The 16,037-nt window shown below is 58.3% G+C and carries 14 protein-coding genes and 2 pseudogenes; 9 read left to right on the plus strand and 7 right to left on the minus strand.

What is annotated here, in order from left to right; translation table 11 throughout:
• Nucleotides 1-14: 14 nt before the first annotated feature.
• The 4 genes from AC1DIH_RS25400 to wrbA all read right to left on the minus strand — a co-directional run bounded on the left by AC1DIH_RS25400 (nt 15) and on the right by wrbA (nt 4,352).
• Nucleotides 15-1,367 (minus strand): D-serine ammonia-lyase, encoded by a 1,353-nt coding sequence (locus AC1DIH_RS25400; protein ID WP_477773718.1) that lies wholly within the window; start codon nt 1,365-1,367, stop codon nt 15-17.
• A 44-nt stretch (nt 1,368-1,411) separates the two neighbouring features.
• A complete protein-coding gene (locus AC1DIH_RS25405) occupies nt 1,412-2,755 on the minus strand; it encodes a GntT/GntP/DsdX family permease (protein ID WP_477773719.1) in 1,344 nt (447 codons plus the stop codon).
• Nucleotides 2,756-3,152: 397 nt separating this feature from the next.
• Nucleotides 3,153-3,731 carry an S-(hydroxymethyl)glutathione synthase gene (gene gfa, locus AC1DIH_RS25410; protein WP_427542462.1) on the minus strand — a complete coding sequence of 193 codons (579 nt, stop codon included), beginning with the start codon at nt 3,729-3,731 and terminating at the stop codon, nt 3,153-3,155.
• An 18-nt stretch (nt 3,732-3,749) separates the two neighbouring features.
• Nucleotides 3,750-4,352, minus strand: coding sequence for an NAD(P)H:quinone oxidoreductase (wrbA, locus tag AC1DIH_RS25415; RefSeq protein ID WP_477773720.1), 603 nt, complete (start codon nt 4,350-4,352; stop codon nt 3,750-3,752).
• 323 nt (nt 4,353-4,675) lie between these two features.
• On the opposite strand from wrbA, the pseudogene AC1DIH_RS25420 reads away from it, so the two are divergent.
• Nucleotides 4,676-4,771: pseudogene (locus AC1DIH_RS25420) on the plus strand (Lrp/AsnC family transcriptional regulator); the annotation flags it as partial.
• Between the two features lie 176 nt (nt 4,772-4,947).
• On the opposite strand, the gene AC1DIH_RS25425 reads toward AC1DIH_RS25420, so the two are convergent.
• Complete coding sequence (locus tag AC1DIH_RS25425) at nt 4,948-6,840, minus strand: sigma-54-dependent Fis family transcriptional regulator (protein WP_477773721.1); 1,893 nt, start codon at nt 6,838-6,840, stop codon at nt 4,948-4,950.
• A gap of 343 nt (nt 6,841-7,183) precedes the next feature.
• Between AC1DIH_RS25425 and AC1DIH_RS25430 the strand changes: the two genes are divergently transcribed.
• From AC1DIH_RS25430 to AC1DIH_RS25465, 8 genes and pseudogenes are all read left to right on the plus strand, one after another.
• Entirely contained in the window at nt 7,184-8,284 is a 1,101-nt protein-coding gene (locus AC1DIH_RS25430; RefSeq protein WP_477773722.1) for an ATP-NAD kinase family protein, read from the plus strand.
• Nucleotides 8,262-9,239, plus strand: a complete 978-nt coding sequence (locus tag AC1DIH_RS25435; RefSeq protein ID WP_477773723.1) for a thiamine pyrophosphate-dependent dehydrogenase E1 component subunit alpha — start codon at nt 8,262-8,264, stop codon at nt 9,237-9,239. The genes AC1DIH_RS25430 and AC1DIH_RS25435 overlap by 23 nt, the downstream gene beginning before the upstream one ends.
• Nucleotides 9,240-9,272: 33 nt before the next feature.
• Entirely contained in the window at nt 9,273-10,292 is a 1,020-nt protein-coding gene (locus tag AC1DIH_RS25440; protein ID WP_477773724.1) for an alpha-ketoacid dehydrogenase subunit beta, read from the plus strand.
• On the plus strand, nt 10,289-11,401 hold the full coding sequence (locus tag AC1DIH_RS25445; RefSeq protein ID WP_477773725.1) for an acetoin dehydrogenase dihydrolipoyllysine-residue acetyltransferase subunit: 1,113 nt from the start codon (nt 10,289-10,291) through the stop codon (nt 11,399-11,401). Before AC1DIH_RS25440 ends, AC1DIH_RS25445 begins: the two co-directional genes overlap by 4 nt.
• Before the next feature lie 90 nt (nt 11,402-11,491).
• Nucleotides 11,492-12,556 (plus strand): 2,3-butanediol dehydrogenase, encoded by a 1,065-nt coding sequence (locus AC1DIH_RS25450; protein WP_477773758.1) that lies wholly within the window; start codon nt 11,492-11,494, stop codon nt 12,554-12,556.
• Between the two features lie 187 nt (nt 12,557-12,743).
• Complete coding sequence (locus AC1DIH_RS25455) at nt 12,744-13,352, plus strand: dTMP kinase (RefSeq protein ID WP_477773726.1); 609 nt, start codon at nt 12,744-12,746, stop codon at nt 13,350-13,352.
• 133 nt (nt 13,353-13,485) lie between these two features.
• Nucleotides 13,486-13,842, plus strand: coding sequence for a hypothetical protein (locus tag AC1DIH_RS25460; RefSeq protein ID WP_477773727.1), 357 nt, complete (start codon nt 13,486-13,488; stop codon nt 13,840-13,842).
• A gap of 223 nt (nt 13,843-14,065) precedes the next feature.
• Nucleotides 14,066-14,265 (plus strand): annotated as a pseudogene (locus tag AC1DIH_RS25465) (hypothetical protein); the annotation flags it as partial.
• Nucleotides 14,266-14,825: 560 nt separating this feature from the next.
• Here AC1DIH_RS25465 and AC1DIH_RS25470 read toward each other — a convergent pair.
• Both AC1DIH_RS25470 and AC1DIH_RS25475 read right to left on the minus strand, forming a co-directional pair.
• On the minus strand, nt 14,826-15,065 hold the full coding sequence (locus AC1DIH_RS25470) for a hypothetical protein (RefSeq protein WP_477773759.1): 240 nt from the start codon (nt 15,063-15,065) through the stop codon (nt 14,826-14,828).
• On the minus strand, nt 15,031-16,023 hold the full coding sequence (locus AC1DIH_RS25475; protein ID WP_477773728.1) for a LacI family DNA-binding transcriptional regulator: 993 nt from the start codon (nt 16,021-16,023) through the stop codon (nt 15,031-15,033). The genes AC1DIH_RS25470 and AC1DIH_RS25475 overlap by 35 nt, the downstream gene beginning before the upstream one ends.
• Between the last annotated feature and the right edge of the window lie 14 nt (nt 16,024-16,037).

Genomic DNA, 16,037 nt, shown 5'->3' on the forward strand with positions numbered 1-16,037 from the left:
ACCATGCGTTGTCATTACTGCGCAGGATGTTGCAGAGCACGGCCCTTATCAAGGTAGGTAGCGAACTCTGCGGCAGGCACCATGCTTCCGCCTGTTCCCCAAATCAAGTGCGTTGCGTTGGCTAACTTAGCCGTAGAGACGCCGATGCGCTCCAGATACTTTTCATTATTGAGTACCCGCACAATTCCTGGCGCACCTGCCAAGGCCGAGGGTTCCAGTTTTACATTCTCAAGCTCATGGACCAGGAACATCAGGCGATAAAGCTCTTCATCCGTGACGGTATAGTAACCATCGATAAGTCGCTGCATCGCCTTTCCTACGAAGCCGGAGGGGCGGCCAACAGCCAATCCGTCAGCTGCGGTGATGTTGTCGATGCCGAACTCCTGGACACTCACCTCATCATGCAGGCCGGTGTAGACCCCGAGCATCATGCAGGGGGAGTGGGTCGGTTCTGCGAAAACACAGTGCACCGCGTCGCCAAAGGCAAGTTTCAACCCAAACGCAACGCCTCCAGGGCCTCCGCCGACACCGCAGGGCAGATAAACGAAGAGAGGATGATCGGCGTCCACTCGCACACCCGCCAATTCGAACTGTCGAGCCAGGCGCTCGGCTGCAACCGCATAGCCCAGGAACAGATGTGGCGAGTTCTCATCGTCTATGAAGTAGCAGGCAGGATCTTTTTCGGCTTGCAGACGCCCGTTTTCGACCGCGACGCTGTAGTCGGACTCGTACTCGACCACCGTCACGCCACTGGCCCGTAGCTTATCCTTCTTCCACTGGCGGGCATCCGACGACATGTGGACAGTTGCCTGAAAGCCCAGCTTGGCGCTCATGATGCCGATGGATAGTCCAAGATTGCCCGTGGAGCCGACCGCAATCTTGTAGCGGCTGAAGAACTCAAGCGCGGAGTCGCTGGCCAATGTCTCGTAGTTATCGTCCAGCTTGATCAAGCCTGCTTGCAGGGCGAGGTCTTCAGCGTGTTTGAGCACTTCATGGATACCCCCTCTCGCCTTGATCGAGCCAGAGATAGGCAAATCGCTGTCTTTCTTGAGCCACAGCGAACCGACGCCAGGAAGGCCGGCTTCACTCAGAAGCCTTTGCTGGAATTTTTTCAGTGGCTGGATACCGGACTCGATGATCCCGTCCGCCGCTGCCGTTTCCGGAAACACCTTGGCGATGTAGGGTGCAAAGCGGCGGAGGCGTTCACTGGCATCTTTGACGTCGTTATGGTTCAGGCCTACATCGCCCAGTGCGATGGACACCGATGCAATAGCTGGATTGAACCAGGTGATTTCCTGAAGTGAAACCAGTTCCTTGATAATGGGATGGCTGTCATACCAGGCATCTAGTGTTTTACCTTGAATCATAGGAACTACCTTTCGATAAGTCGTAGGTGAAGAGGGAAGGTTCATCACACAAATCTGGAAAGTATTAGCGTGAATACCAGCGCCGCAGAGGAGGCGAGTACAGTGGCGCCAGTGAATTTCTTGATGGCCTCAGACAAGGGAATACCCAGGTATTCTTTTACGACCCAGAACGCTGAGTCAGTGACATGCGTCCAGCCGATTGCACCTGCACCGATGGCGATAACAAGGATTTCAGGGCTGTATTCAGGGTGCTGACCCAAGATAGGTAGAACCATGCCTGCGGTGCTAATCATGGCGACCGTGGCGGAGCCAACAGCGAAGTGCATTAACCCAGCGATCAGCCATGCCAAAATGATCGGGTTGATTTGGGACTGCCCCAGCACGTCCGCCAGCGCCTTCCCAATACCGCTGCCTACCAACATGTCGTTGAACGCGCCGCCGGCTCCGATAATCAAGAGAATGCCAGCCAGTGGCGGGAAGCAGCGGTTGGTCAGACTGAGCAGGGCGCCCATGCCAAGCCCACGTCGCAGGCCTAGCGACCAGTACGCGAAGCAAATCGACAGCGCGAGAGCAATCAGCGGGTTGCCAATGAACGAGACCCACTCAAGCGTCATTGAGCCTTTCGTTAGCAAAGGTGCAGCAAGTGTCTTGCCGACCATCAGAGCCAACGGCAGAAGCACCGTCACCATCGCAATACCGAAGCTTGGTGCCTTGCTGTCGTCTATGACCGCTTCGCTACGGGCAGCCAGAAACTGAGCTTGGCCCTCAGGGGCCTCCCGAGTGCAGGTCAGCTTCACCCAGATAGGCCCGGCAATAACCGCCGTTGGCAAGCCGACGATAAGGCCGTACAGAATCACCTTACCGATGTCGGCATTCAGCATGCCTGTAATGGCAGTGGCGGCTGGGTGCGGAGGGAGAATGCAGTGGACAACCATCAGTGAGATGGCCAACGGTACTCCCAGGTACAACACGTTGATCCTGGTCTGACGGGCGACGACATAGATCAGGGGAATCAGGAGGACAAATCCGACCTCGAAGAAAACTGGAATACCTGCAATGAAGCCGACCAGCATCATTGCCCAAGAGGCATTCTTCTCACCCAGCACCCTCAAGAGTGTGGTCGCAATACGTTTGGCGCCGCCAGACTCCTCAAGCAGCTTGCCGAGAATGCTGCCTAAACCGATGATGCCGGCAAGAAAACCTAGCGTGCTGCCCATGCCTTTCTCAAAAGCCGAGACGATTGCCGTTGGGGCCATTCCTGTCCCGATCCCCACTAGCAGGCTTGCTGCGATGAGGGAGAGGAACGGATGGACACGGAATTTACCGATCAGGACTACGATCAGCAGGATTGACGCTCCCAGGGTCGGTAGGGAATACGTAGGGGTCATGTTTGGATCTGCTCCATCGCAGTTCACATCCTTGCGAGTTATTGTTAGTTGTTTGCGATGGATTAGATTTCAGGGCTATAGCTGGTACAAACGATGATTCCTCAGGCTGTAGATGACGCTCCGTCACTTATCGTTTTTACACATCACCTCCTAAGAAGAGGCATGACAGTGCATAGGCGTAATCGGATCTCTGCATCGCGATTGCTGCGCTCGTATTTTTTGGTAGGTTGCATCAGGAGCGGGGTGGGTGTAGACGCCGACGCACATACCGATGTCGTCCGGCAGCCAATGCTTGGGCCGAAGGCCACGGCTCGAACCTGTGGGTACGATCCGCTCAGACGCGTTGTTTGGGATGTCGGGGCCGCGGCCCGACGAAGAAACCGCGGCGGCCGATCACTCAGGCGGCGGGGAGCAGGCCTTTCTGTTTGGCGACATGAGTCGCCATTGCGTCCATCAAGTCCGGGGACAGGCAGTCATAGGGCTCCAGGCCGATCGAGCGCAGGCGTTCACGGATGGCCTTCATTTGCGCTGGCGGTGTGCCGGTTTCGATGATGGAGGACACGAACGCTGCGAAGCTCGGCGCAGCCCATCCGCTCTGGGGAGAGAGCTCGGTGTGGACGAAGTCCAGACCATAAAACGCATGGTCCTTGTTCTCGATGCGCCCGAAGAGATGGGCGTGGCACTGCTTGCAGGCGTGCCGCTGAATGGTGGCGTTTTCGTCGACGATTGACAGTTTTTCACCGTGGGCAATGACGCTGACCTTATCCCGAGGTACTACGGCAATGACGGCGAATATTGCATTTTGAGGTTTCCAGCATTTGCTGCAGCCACACGCGTGGTTATGCAGGGTTTGTGCGTCGATCTTGATCTCGACCTTGTCGGTCGCACACAGGCACTGCAGGGTGCCACCTGTGAAATTCGCGGCGGCGGGTTGGATACCATTGTCCAGTGCAGGGTGAAGTTTCAAGGTGCTCACGTTGGCTTCTCCGTTTCGTTAACCCGCGATCTTTAGTGCAAGCTCAGCGACGTGTTTACCCTGGAAACGCGCAATATCCAGTTCATTTTGTGACGGTTGCCGTTTACCGTCAGTGCCTGCCAGGGTGGTCGCGCCATAGGGCGTGCCGCCGGTAATCTCGCTCATGTTGGTCAGCCCTGCGCAGGTGTAAGGCACACCCACGATGACCATCCCCTGATGCAGGAGTGTGCTGTGAAACGATGTAATAGTGGTTTCCTGGCCACCGTGCTGGGTGCCGGTCGATGCAAAGACACTGCCGATTTTTCCGACCAGCGCGCCGCTCATCCACAGTCCGCCGGTCTGATCGAGAAATGTGCGCATCTGTCCCGCCATATTGCCGAAGCGCGTCGGTGTGCCAAAGATGATTGCATCGTAATTGCCCAACTCGTCAGGTGTCGCCACCGGTGCCTTCTGGTCAAGTTTGACGCCAATGGCTGCTGCCTGTTCGGCCGGAATGGTTTCAGCGACACGCTTGAGCGTTACGTCGGTGCCGGGTACAGATCGCGCGCCTTCGGCTACTGCGCCAGCCATCGTTTCGAGGTGACCGTACATTGAGTAATAGAGAACCAGTACCTTCGCCATGATTTTTCTCCTGGATTAAGCTCCATTCGATGGATTAAGAAAATCTTGGGTACACCACTGCCAACGAACAGCAGCGGCAGGCGTAGCACGTGGTCACGAACAAAACTGCGGCTCACACCCACCCGACTGCAGGGACTTTGACGGCATGCGGATTAACACTAGCAGTTCCGTATGCTGCCTGCTGGGCAGGCAGAGAGCTTTTATTGCCCCGCCGCGTCGAGATAGAGGGGAAGGGCGCGCAGCAAATCCCGCATTGCGCTCAAGCTTACTGCGTCGGCACCTAAAGGCAGCAGGTGAACATCAGCTGTACTGATTGGCCGAACCAGCAGGTAGGTATTGCATCCATTCAGTCCAGTCTGGCTTTGCGCGAGGTTAAGACCAGTAGCCGTATTGCGATACCCAAATCGATCAAGGACTGAACGGGCAAATGGCGTCAGGTGAGCACTCATGGGCCGAGGTAGCGCCGGCAGACGTGCCGGACGTGTGTTCCATGCCAAGGTTTTAGCCGCACCCTGATGCCGCAGTGACGAGTGCATTTCTGTTGAACGGGTCGATACGCGTGCTCATTACAGCGGCTTGCCAGGGGCGCCAGGCGTTACACCTGGCTTCTGCCAGGCATGTCGATGCCGTGCTGATGCACCCGCCGATACAGGGTTGCCCGGGAGATACCCAAAGACTTGGCGGCGGCGGTGGGTTTCCAGCGGTGACGTACCAAGGCATCGAGCAGTGCCTGGCGCTCCGGGCTCGCGCAGCAATCAATGGTGTCGCCAGAGCTTGGGCCATCAAGTCGGTGAGCTTGCAGTTGCTCGGGCAAATGGCTGACCTGAATCAGGTTTGAATCGCACACCGCACAGGCATAACGCAGCACGTGCCGTAACTGGCGAACATTACCTGGCCAGCGGTAGCCAAGCAGGCATTCCAGAGCTGCACCTCCGAGGTGCATAGGTTCTGCGCAAAGCGTCGATTCCTCATCGAGAATCCGGTTGATCAGCGCCAGCCGGTCACTGCGTTCGCGCAGCGGCGGCAACTGGAAGCGCGCTCCATTCAAACGAAAGTAGAGGTCTTCGCGAAACTCGCCCGCGGCGACCAGTCCTTCCAGATCGCGGTGGCTGGCGCAGACGACCTGAAGATCGATCGCTTTGCGCCGTGAGGCGCCCAGAGGCGCCACTTCACCCTCGGCCAGAACCCGCAGCAGCCGAGTTTGCAAGGGCAGGGGCATGTCACCGATTTCATCGAGAAACAGAGTGCCGCCATCGGCCTGTTCCAGCAGACCTTGCATGCCCTTGCTCGAGGCACCCGTGAAGGCGCCAGCGACATAGCCAAATAATTCGCTTTCGATCAGGTTCTCGGGGATCGCCGCGCAGTTTACCGCGACGAACGGCCGCTCGCGGCGCTGGCTGGCTTGGTGCAGCTGACGGGCGAAGACTTCCTTGCCGGAGCCGGTCTCGCCCTGGATCAGCACCGGCAGGTTGCGGTCTTTAACCCGCACTGCAAGGCGCAGGCTTTCTTCCAGTCGCGGGTCGAGTTCGGCGGGTGTCAGTGCCAGTCGCGAAGCGTTGCGCTTCACCTGCCGTGGCACGCTGAGGCGACCATGCAATTGCGTGTGGCCACCCTGGCTGTGCAACAGACATAGCGACTCGTCACTGATCCGATGCAGCAACTGCTGATCAAACACTTGGCCAATATGTTCCGGCAGTTGACCAAAACTGTGCAACAACCATTGCCGCGCAGCCGGGTTCAGCGCCTGCAAGCAGCCGTCGTTGTCCCAGGCGAGCAAGTAATCGGGTTGGCTGTCGACATAGCCCGGGCTGCTGTGGGCTCGCAGCACCCAGTAACCCTGGGCGCTGCTCATGAAAAATGCCTGTTCGATTTCACGCGCGCTCTGCACCACCATCTGCCGGATCAGGTGTTGGGAGCGGCGGTCATCGGGTGAGCGCACCGCCGAAACGTCGAGCACCCCGAGCAGTTCGCCCTTGGGGTCGAAGACCGGCGCCGCTGAGCAGGTGAGACCGATAAACGCGGCGCGAAAATGATCGCGTTTGTGAACAGTGACCGGCGTTCGCGCGGTCAGTACCGCCGCCACGCCACACGTACCTTCCTCACCTTCCGACCAGCAAGTGCCCAGATAAAGACCGGCCTTGCGGCAGTCGTTGCGGATGGAGGTTTCGACGCGGTAGTCGATGGTCTGGCCCTGAGCGTCTGTGAGCAGGACGCAGTAGTCGGCATCGCGGACCCGACCGTGGAGGCGGGCGACTTCTTCACTGGCGATGCGCAAGAATAACTCGGAGCGCTCGCGGCATTCCTGCAGCACGTTCTGTGAGAGGATCCGCGGTCCTTGTAGCGAACCGGGGTCCAGGTGGTGTTGCTCCATGGAGCGGCGCCAGGAGTCGAGAATCAAGTCCGACACAGGCAGCTGCGGCAGGTGCCCGGCATTCTTCAAAACACGGCTGACGCAATCCACATGCGCCTTTGAGTGTGCGGAAAGCATTAAGGCCTCCGGGTCCATTTTCTTTTAGTTGTGTGGCTATTAAGCGCCGTTCATTGACCGCAGACAAGCGTCGGGTCAACCGGGGCTGGCGGTGAGACGCGATGTCTCACGGTCTCGCCGCCACCTCGTGCAGCCTGACATCACGCGTTTCATTCGGGCTTGATTCCGGCCACCCTCGAGGTCCCATCGGACCGCTCTACGACGGGGTTATGCAGGTGTTTTTGCGGATCTGGCACTGGCCTTGCTCTAGCTCTGGCAACCAGCCTGACTGGCAACCCAATAATAAAAAGAGGTGCCCGATGTCCTGCCGAAATCCTTTCCCTGTTCTGCCCGTGGTGGCGTCATGAGTCGTGCGCCGCTGACCGTAGGGATCATTGCCAATCCGGCATCCGGCCGGGACGTGCGACGCCTGACCGCCAACGCCGGGTTGTTTTGCAGCACCGACAAGGTCTCGGTGATCCAGCGCTTGCTGGCAGCCTTTGGCGCCACGGGTGTCGAACGGGTGCTGATGCCTACAGATATGACCGGCATCGCCGCCGCCGTGCTGAAAAACAGCCACGGCCGCCAGGCTCGCAGCAGTCACTGGCCAGCCCTTGAGTTCCTCGACCTGACCCTGCGCCAAAGTGTCGAGGATACCCGTCACGCGGCCCGCTGGATGGTCGAACGCGGCGTTGCGCTGATCGCCGTGCTGGGCGGCGACGGTACTCACAAGGCGGTGGCCGCTGAAGTCGGCGACATTCCGCTGCTGACGCTGTCCACCGGCACCAACAACGCCTTTCCGGAACTGCGTGAAGCCACCAGCGCCGGGTTGGCCGGCGGGCTGTTTGTCAGTGGGCGGATCCCGCTCGAGATCGCTTTGCGCCGCAATAAACGCTTGTTGGTGCGCGAGCCGAGTCGTGGCCTGTGCGAGATGGCCCTGGTGGACGTGGCGGTGTCCTCGTTGCCCTTCGTCGGCGCACGGGCCATCAGTCGCGGGGGCGATCTGGCCGAGGTGTTTGTGACCTTCGCCGAACCTCAGTCCATTGGCATCTCGGCCCTTTGCGGCTTGTGGTTTCCCGTATCGCGTCAGGCTCCGGGTGGGGGCTGGATGCGCCTCGATGCGCAATCTCCGAAAGCGCTGCTGGTGCCTCTGGCTCCCGGCCTGCTGCAAGGTTGCGGCGTACTCGCTGCGGGAAGCCTTGAACCCGGTGTCGCCCATCGTCTGTGCCTGGCCAGCGGAACCCTCGCTCTGGATGGCGAGCGGGAGATCGAATTCAACGCCAATGACCGGCCCACCGTCACCCTCGATTCCAGCGGTCCGCTAAGCATCGATGTCAATGCGGTCCTGGACTATGCAGCGCAACAGCGACTTCTGGCCATCGGCCGTGAACACCCGCAGCACCCTCTGAACCTCTCGTCTCAAGACACCCTGGAGAATAAAAATGTCGACACAGCTAACCGCTGATCAATTGCTGCATGCCTATCAGGTGATGCGCACCATCCGCGTCTTTGAAGAGCGCCTGCACGTGGAATTCGCCACCGGTGAGATTCCCGGTTTTGTCCATCTGTATGCCGGCGAAGAGGCCTCGGCCGCCGGGGTCATGGCCCATTTGAGGGATGACGATTGCATTGCCTCCAACCACCGTGGTCATGGCCACTGCATTGCCAAAGGCGTCGATGTGTACGGGATGATGGCCGAGATCTACGGCAAGAAAACCGGGGTTTGCCAAGGCAAAGGTGGCTCCATGCACATCGCCGATTTCGAGAAGGGCATGCTCGGTGCCAATGGCATTGTGGGGGCCGGTGCGCCGCTGGTCGTGGGCGCGGCCCTGGCCGCCAAACTCAAGGGAACCGACAGTGTTGCGGTGGTGTTCTTTGGTGACGGCGGCTCCAACGAAGGGGCGGTATTCGAAGCGATGAACATGGCCTCGGTGTGGAATCTGCCGTGCCTGTTCATTGCCGAGAACAACGGTTACGCAGAAGCCACGGCCTCCAACTGGTCGGTGGCCTGCGATCACATTGCCGACCGCGCTGCCGGTTTCGGTATGCCCGGGGTCACGGTGGACGGCTTCGACTTCTTCGCCGTTCACGAAGCCGCCGGTGCCGCAGTGGAGCGGGCCAGGGCCGGGGAGGGGCCGTCGCTGATCGAGGTCAAGCTGACGCGCTATTACGGTCACTTTGAAGGCGACGCCCAGACCTATCGGGCGCCGGACGAGGTCAAGCATTTTCGCGAGCACAACGACTGCTTGATGCAGTTCCGTGAACGCATCATCCGCGCCGGGCGGGCGCAGGCCAGCCAGTTGGACCAGATCGACAGCGAGGTGGACCTGCTGATTGAGAACGCCGTGCTCAAGGCCAAGTCTGCCCCCAAGCCGAGCGCGGCCGATCTGCTCTCCGACGTCTACGTTTCCTATCCCTGAACGCCCCCTATAACAAGAATCGAGACCTTCATCATGGCGAGAAAAATCAGTTATCAGCAGGCAATCACCGAAGCTCTGGCTCAGGAAATGCGCCGCGATCCCAGCGTGTTCATTATGGGTGAGGACGTCGCCGGCGGTGCCGGTGCCCCCGGTGAAAACGACGCCTGGGGCGGGGTGCTGGGCGTGACCAAGGGCCTCTATCACCAGTTCCCTGGACGAGTGCTGGACACGCCATTGTCGGAGTTGGGCTATGTCGGTGCTGCGGTGGGCGCCGCGACCTGTGGCGTGCGCCCGGTATGTGAATTGATGTTCGTCGACTTCGCCGGTTGCTGCCTGGACCAGATCCTCAATCAGGCGGCCAAGTTTCGCTACATGTTCGGCGGCAAGGCCTCCACGCCACTGGTGATCCGCACGATGGTCGGCGCCGGGTTGCGGGCCGCTGCCCAGCACTCGCAAATGCTGACCTCGTTGTGGACCCACATTCCGGGGCTGAAAGTGGTCTGCCCGTCGTCACCTTATGACGCCAAGGGTTTGCTTATCCAGGCGATCCGCGACAACGACCCGGTGATCTTTTGTGAACACAAAATGCTCTACAGCATGCAGGGTGAAGTACCGGAAGAGCTCTATACCATTCCCTTCGGCGAAGCCAACTTCCTGCGTGATGGCAAGGATGTGACGCTGGTCTCCTATGGCCGCACGGTCAACACCGCGATGGACGCCGCGCGCAATTTGGCCGCGCGCGGTATCGACTGCGAGGTGATCGACCTGCGCACCACCAGCCCGCTGGACGAAGACAGTATTTTGGAAAGTGTGGAGAAGACCGGACGCCTGGTAGTCATCGACGAAGCCAACCCGCGTTGCTCCATGGCTACTGATATTTCAGCTTTGGTGGCGCAAAAAGCATTCGCCTCGCTCAAGGCGCCGATCGAGATGGTGACCGCGCCGCACACGCCGGTGCCGTTCTCCGATGCCCTGGAAGACCTCTACATTCCCGACGCGGCGAAGATCGAGAGCGCCGTGCTCAAACTGATCGAGTGGAGCAAGCGTTCATGAGCCAGATCCATACCTTGACCATGCCCAAGTGGGGCCTGTCCATGACCGAGGGCCGGGTCGATGCCTGGCTCAAGGAGGAAGGCCAGGTCATCGCCAAGGGTGACGAAGTGCTGGATGTCGAAACCGACAAAATCTCCAGCAGTGTCGAGGCGCCTTTTTCCGGGGTGCTTCGTCGGCAGATCGCCCGCCAGGATGAAACCCTCGCGGTGGGTGCGTTGCTCGGCATCGTGGTCGACGGCGAGGCCAGCGAGGTCGAGATCGATGCAGTCGTCGAGCAGTTTCAGGCCACGTTCGTGCCCGGGGACGGCGCCGAGGAGGACCGCGGGCCGAAGCCGCAAAAGGTCGAGCTGGACGGGCGGTTGATCCGTTACTTCGAGCGCGGCGAAGGCGGGGTCCCGTTGGTGCTGGTGCACGGCTTTGGCGGTGACCTGAATAACTGGATGTTCAATCATGAAGCATTGGCCGCCGGGCGCCGGGTGGTTGCCCTGGACCTGCCGGGCCATGGCGAGTCTACCAAGCAGCTTGAGCGCGGAGACCTGGATGAGCTGAGCGGCGTAGTGCTGGCACTGCTTGATCACCTGGACATTCCCGCCGCGCATCTGGTGGGGCATTCCATGGGCGGAGCGGTGTCGCTGAACATTGCGCGTCTGGAACCGCAGCGGGTACGGTCCTTGATCTTGATCGGCAGCGCTGGTCTGGGGGAGGGCATCAACGGCGATTACCTGGAAGGTTTTGTCGAGGCTGCCAACCGCAATGCCCTCAAGCCACAGTTGGTGAAACTGTTCTCCAATCCCGATCTGGTCAACCGGCAGATGCTCGAAGACATGCTTAAGTACAAGCGTCTGGAAGGAGTGGGCGCGGCCTTGCGCCTGCTGGTATCAGGCTTGTTCAAAGAAGGATCGCAACAGCTCGATCTGCGCGGCGTGGTGCAGGACGGCCAGCAGCCAGTGTTGCTGATCTGGGGCAGTGACGACGCGATTATTCCGGCGAACCATAGTGCCGGGCTGAAGGCCCAGGTCGAGGTCCTGCCAGGTCAGGCGCACATGGTGCAGATGGAAGCGGCCGAGCACGTCAACCGATTGATTCTGGACTTTGTGCAGCAGCACTGACACCCCACCTGGCAGCCACTCGTGGGGTGCCAGGACAAACTATTTCAAGGAGATTTCGCTATGAGCATTTCAATCAATCCGCAACGCAGTATGCGTGCCGCTGTCTGGCACGGCCGCCACGATATCCGTGTCGAAGACGTTCCGCTGCCAATAGCGCCACCTGCCGGCTGGGTGCAGATCCGCGTGCTGTGGTGCGGCATTTGTGGGTCCGATCTGCATGAGTACGTGGCTGGGCCGGTGTTCATACCGGTTGACGCGCCGCACCCACTGACCGGGATCAAGGGCCAGTGCATTCTCGGTCATGAGTTTTGTGGCGAAATCGTCGAGCTCGGTGCCGGTGTTCAGGGTTTCAGCGTCGGCGAATCGGTGGCGGCCGATGCCTGCCAACATTGCGGCAGCTGCTACTACTGCACCCACGGGCTGTACAACATCTGCGAGAACCTGGCGTTCACCGGGCTGATGAATAATGGTGCCTTCGCTGAACTGGTCAACGTGCCGGCCAACCTGTTGTACAAGTTACCGGCGAACTTTCCTGCTGAAGCCGGGGCACTGATCGAGCCGCTGGCGGTGGGCATGCACGCGGTGAAAAAAGCCGGGAACCTGCTCGGGCAGAACGTTGTAGTAGTGGGTGCAGGCACCATAGGCTTATGCACCATCATGTGCGCCAAGGCTGCCGGTGCGGCTCAGGTGATCACTCTGGAAATGTCTGGAGCGCGCAAGGCCAAGGCCCTGGAAGTAGGGGCGAGCCATGTGCTCGATCCCAATGAATGCGATGTCTTGGCTGAGGTACGGCGCCTGACGGGTGGGCTCGGGGCAGATGTCAGCTTCGAATGCATCGGTAACAAACACACCGCCAAGCTCGCGATCGATCTGATCCGCAAGGCCGGCAAATGCGTACTGGTGGGGATCTTTGAGGAGCCCAGCGAGTTCAACTTTTTCGAGTTGGTGGCTACCGAAAAACAGGTGTTGGGTGCGCTGGCCTATAACGGTGAGTTTGCGGACGTGATCGCTTTTATCGCTGATGGTCGGCTGGACATCACTCCGCTGGTGACTGGGCGCATTCAGTTGGAGCAGATCGTGGGGCAGGGCTTCGAGGAGTTGGTCAACAACAAGGAGCACAATGTCAAAATCATCGTGTCGCCCGCTCGAGTCTGAAGCGGCTGAGGCCGATGGTCATAAGCAGCTGTAACCCCGGTTTTTGAGGCCCGTTAGCCAGAAACCGGGTTAGAGTGTTCATCAATATCTGTTCATAAGGGCCCTCCACTCGATTCGCGTAGTCGCGCCAAGCGATTACAGCGAACGAATCGGGCAAAAAAAACGTATATCAATCGTTATGTGAAGAATGAATCGTTCGCTGTTTGTTTCTCTAGATGGGCCCAAGGGAACCGGTAAAACCACACTGTTGGAAGCCGTCACGAAAGTACTGAGGGCAGACAACAAAAAGGTTATCCGACTTTGCGAGAAAAAAAGCGATCCCTATAGGGGGGAAATAATGACCCTCGTTAACGAACTCGTCAGAAATCCCACCCGGGATTTGGAGTTGAGGGTTTGTGAGCGCTTTGCTGATAGCCGTACCTGGATTTCCCAGCACGTATTGGCTAAACAGCCACCAGACAGCATCATCCTGATCGATCGCTGGTACCCGTCTGATGCCGCGTTTCGCCGGATAATTCCGTTCGCAGAGATTCTACAGTTGAACATTGATCGAAACGTGCGAGTGCCAGACCTGCATGTCGGGGTTGTCACCGCCCCTGATATTTCATGGGCGAGGGCAGCGGCCCGATCGCGTGGGCTGAGCAGTACGGTGATCCATAAGCTGGAAGAACATGTCGCTTGTACCAAGGCGTTCGAGCGAGCGATTGCAGATCACGGCTGGGCTTTATGCCGTAATGAAGGAATGATCGAAGACGCAACGATGCAGGTGATTTCTGAGATCTATAGAGTCCTTTGATGCCCCGCAGACGAAGTTCGCTGCACCGGCCTTGATGCGGTTGAGATAGCCGTTGCGCGGAGATGAGTTGGCTCCCTTTGTCCGGTAGTATCACGGGCCGCACATTGGAAAGATGGACTTCGCTGTAAACAATATGATTGCCAACCTCATCGAAAGCCGACTGGACTCGCCTGAGATGGCGCGCGATTCGCTACACGCAGCGCTCCAGTTCGGCGATGAATTCGAGCAAGCCTGCCTGGGCAGCCCGTTGAACGGGAAGGCCATTCGCGAGAAATTGATTCCATTCCGGTACGGTATTGAGTCTGGCCACGATTACGAACTGAGACGGCTGGCAAAGCTTCTGAAGGCAGATGCTACATTTACGCTGGCAAACATGTACCTGTCGGGAAGCGATAATCAGGATATCTGCAGGGCCGCGGAGGCTACCCCGGGCTGCAATCTGGACTTACAACTTCGTGGCGAACTCTTCAGCGAAGACATCGGGTTGTAATCCATCGAAGTGAGGTAGCAACGTTGTGTTCAAAGCGGCCTCACTGGACGCGCCCAATCTCCTCGCCACGTCGTGATTGAGTCGCCAGCACGCCAACAAATTGCAGGCCTCATCGCATTAATGGCAACTCTACATCGCGCCAGCAACAGCTCATCATTCCCGCTCAGTCCAGATCCCAGCTCCTCCAGAACGCGCCGTAACAGCAATATCAGACTGCTTTACATCCCGTAGGGGCCGAAGTTTTGGCGTGCCGCGTTGCTGCCCCGATTCGTCTCGTCATGAACCCATCCGGCTTCAAGGGCAATGGCTCACTCGGGTGGGCTACATGACGGCTCAAGAAGCGCACCGAGACATCAGCCATAACCTGATGGGATTCTGCCCCATCAATTCAACGGTGGGCTGGCGCCAGCTCAGGCCGAGTAAAAACTTAACGTCGTGTCCGGGATTAGTTGACCACTACACTTAGAGCCTTTTTTCGTCAGCGGCTGCTGCGGGCTTCGAAAATTTTTCAACGGCTTCGACGATCCGCTGGAGGTGTGTTCGGATGCTCCCGAATGGGATTGGGGGTTTTTCTGCCAGCTAGCCGATGTAAATCAGCGATGGCCAAGCCTTGTTGCGAATCAACCTACGAACCTGATCCAGCTGTTCAGGCATTTGGATGAGGATGACATTGCTGATGTGGTGTTGCCCGAGCTACCCCACCATGCGCTTCTTGATGCCAGACTACTCGCGGGGCTTTACAAACTCTTAGCTGAGAGACTGTAAGCGGAGCCAAGCGTCTAACTTTTCCAGCGTGCTCAAAACGCAAAGCATAGGCCTCCCATTGGCTAGGATGTCGAGCGAACGTTGCCTGTTAATTTCTGCAGGGAACCCTCGTTGATCTCAACATTGCAGTGCTGGGACTCGCTTAGGGCCCACCTCACGACCATGTCCGCTGCGGCCCTGTAGTGATCTGCCATGAACAAAGTCCGACCCAACAAACGTCAGCCACGCCGAGCCAACTGGTCAGTGATATCGAAGATCCCCACGTCACCAAAAAATTGCGTGGTGTCCGGGTGATGTACATCGGCTAACGATACCTTGGCCAAACCTGATTCTTGATCAAAATACGACAGAAAATGCCAACCATCTGTAGTGCTTTCGGTGGCTGGAAAATTGATCGCGGCTTTCCCCGAATTAACTAATCCTTTATAGCGATGCCCTGGTAACCAATGGACAATCAACTGGCTGGGCTCCTGATACGTCGAGGGCTTCGATCAGATGCCGGGCAGCCTTGCGACCGATCTCGTAATACGGCAGTTGTACCGTTGTCAGCGGTGGGATGAACAGTTCAGCGATACCGATCATATTGTCATAGCCGAGCACGGCGACATCATTGGGGATTTTCAGCCCGCGGCCCAACAACACCTGATAGGCACAAAAAGCAATACGGTCGTTGCCACAGATCAGAATGTCGAATTGGGGACGACTATCAATGATGTGCCGGTCGATGATGGCTGCGGTTTCACCATAGGCGTCATGATCGGATAGGTCATATTGCAGGAGTGCGTCAGGCAACAGCCCGAACTCCTGACAGGCACGCTGTATGCCTCTTTGTCGCAGACCCCAGGCCACGCTCTGTTTTGGAAGATTGATAAACAGAGGGCGCCGATAGCCTTGACTCAATGCGTGATGTACGGCTCGATACTGCCCCATTTCGTCGTCGGGCACATAACTGACTAGGCGACTGTCATCCGTCAGGCAATTGGCAAGTACCAGCGGGTTGCTCTTCAATCGCTCGGGAATGCACACCTTGCGCAACCCCATGGCGCTGAAGATCAACCCGTCGGGACGGTGCGATAACATCAGGTCGATGTTCTGGTCGGTGGGCGGGTTGCTTAACAGGTTGAGGATAAATACATTCCAGCCTGCTTGCTGCGCGGTCTGTTCGATGGACAGCAGCAGCTCGACGGCGAACGGTGTTGTCGCGGTGTCCAACGCGAACACGCCGATGGTTCGAGTCTGGAGGTTGTCGCCGCGAATCCTTCGCGCCGATAGGCTCGGCACGAATTGCAATTCGTCAATGGCGCGACGCACCCGTTGATAGGTTTCGGGGCTCAATTTTTCCGGATTGTTGAGCGCTCGAGAAACCGTCATCAGGGACACGCCGGCTAGCTGTGCAACGTCTTTCACTGAAGTCATGCGAGGCGAAACCG

This window comes from Pseudomonas sp. 05N36 (genome assembly GCF_056397385.1).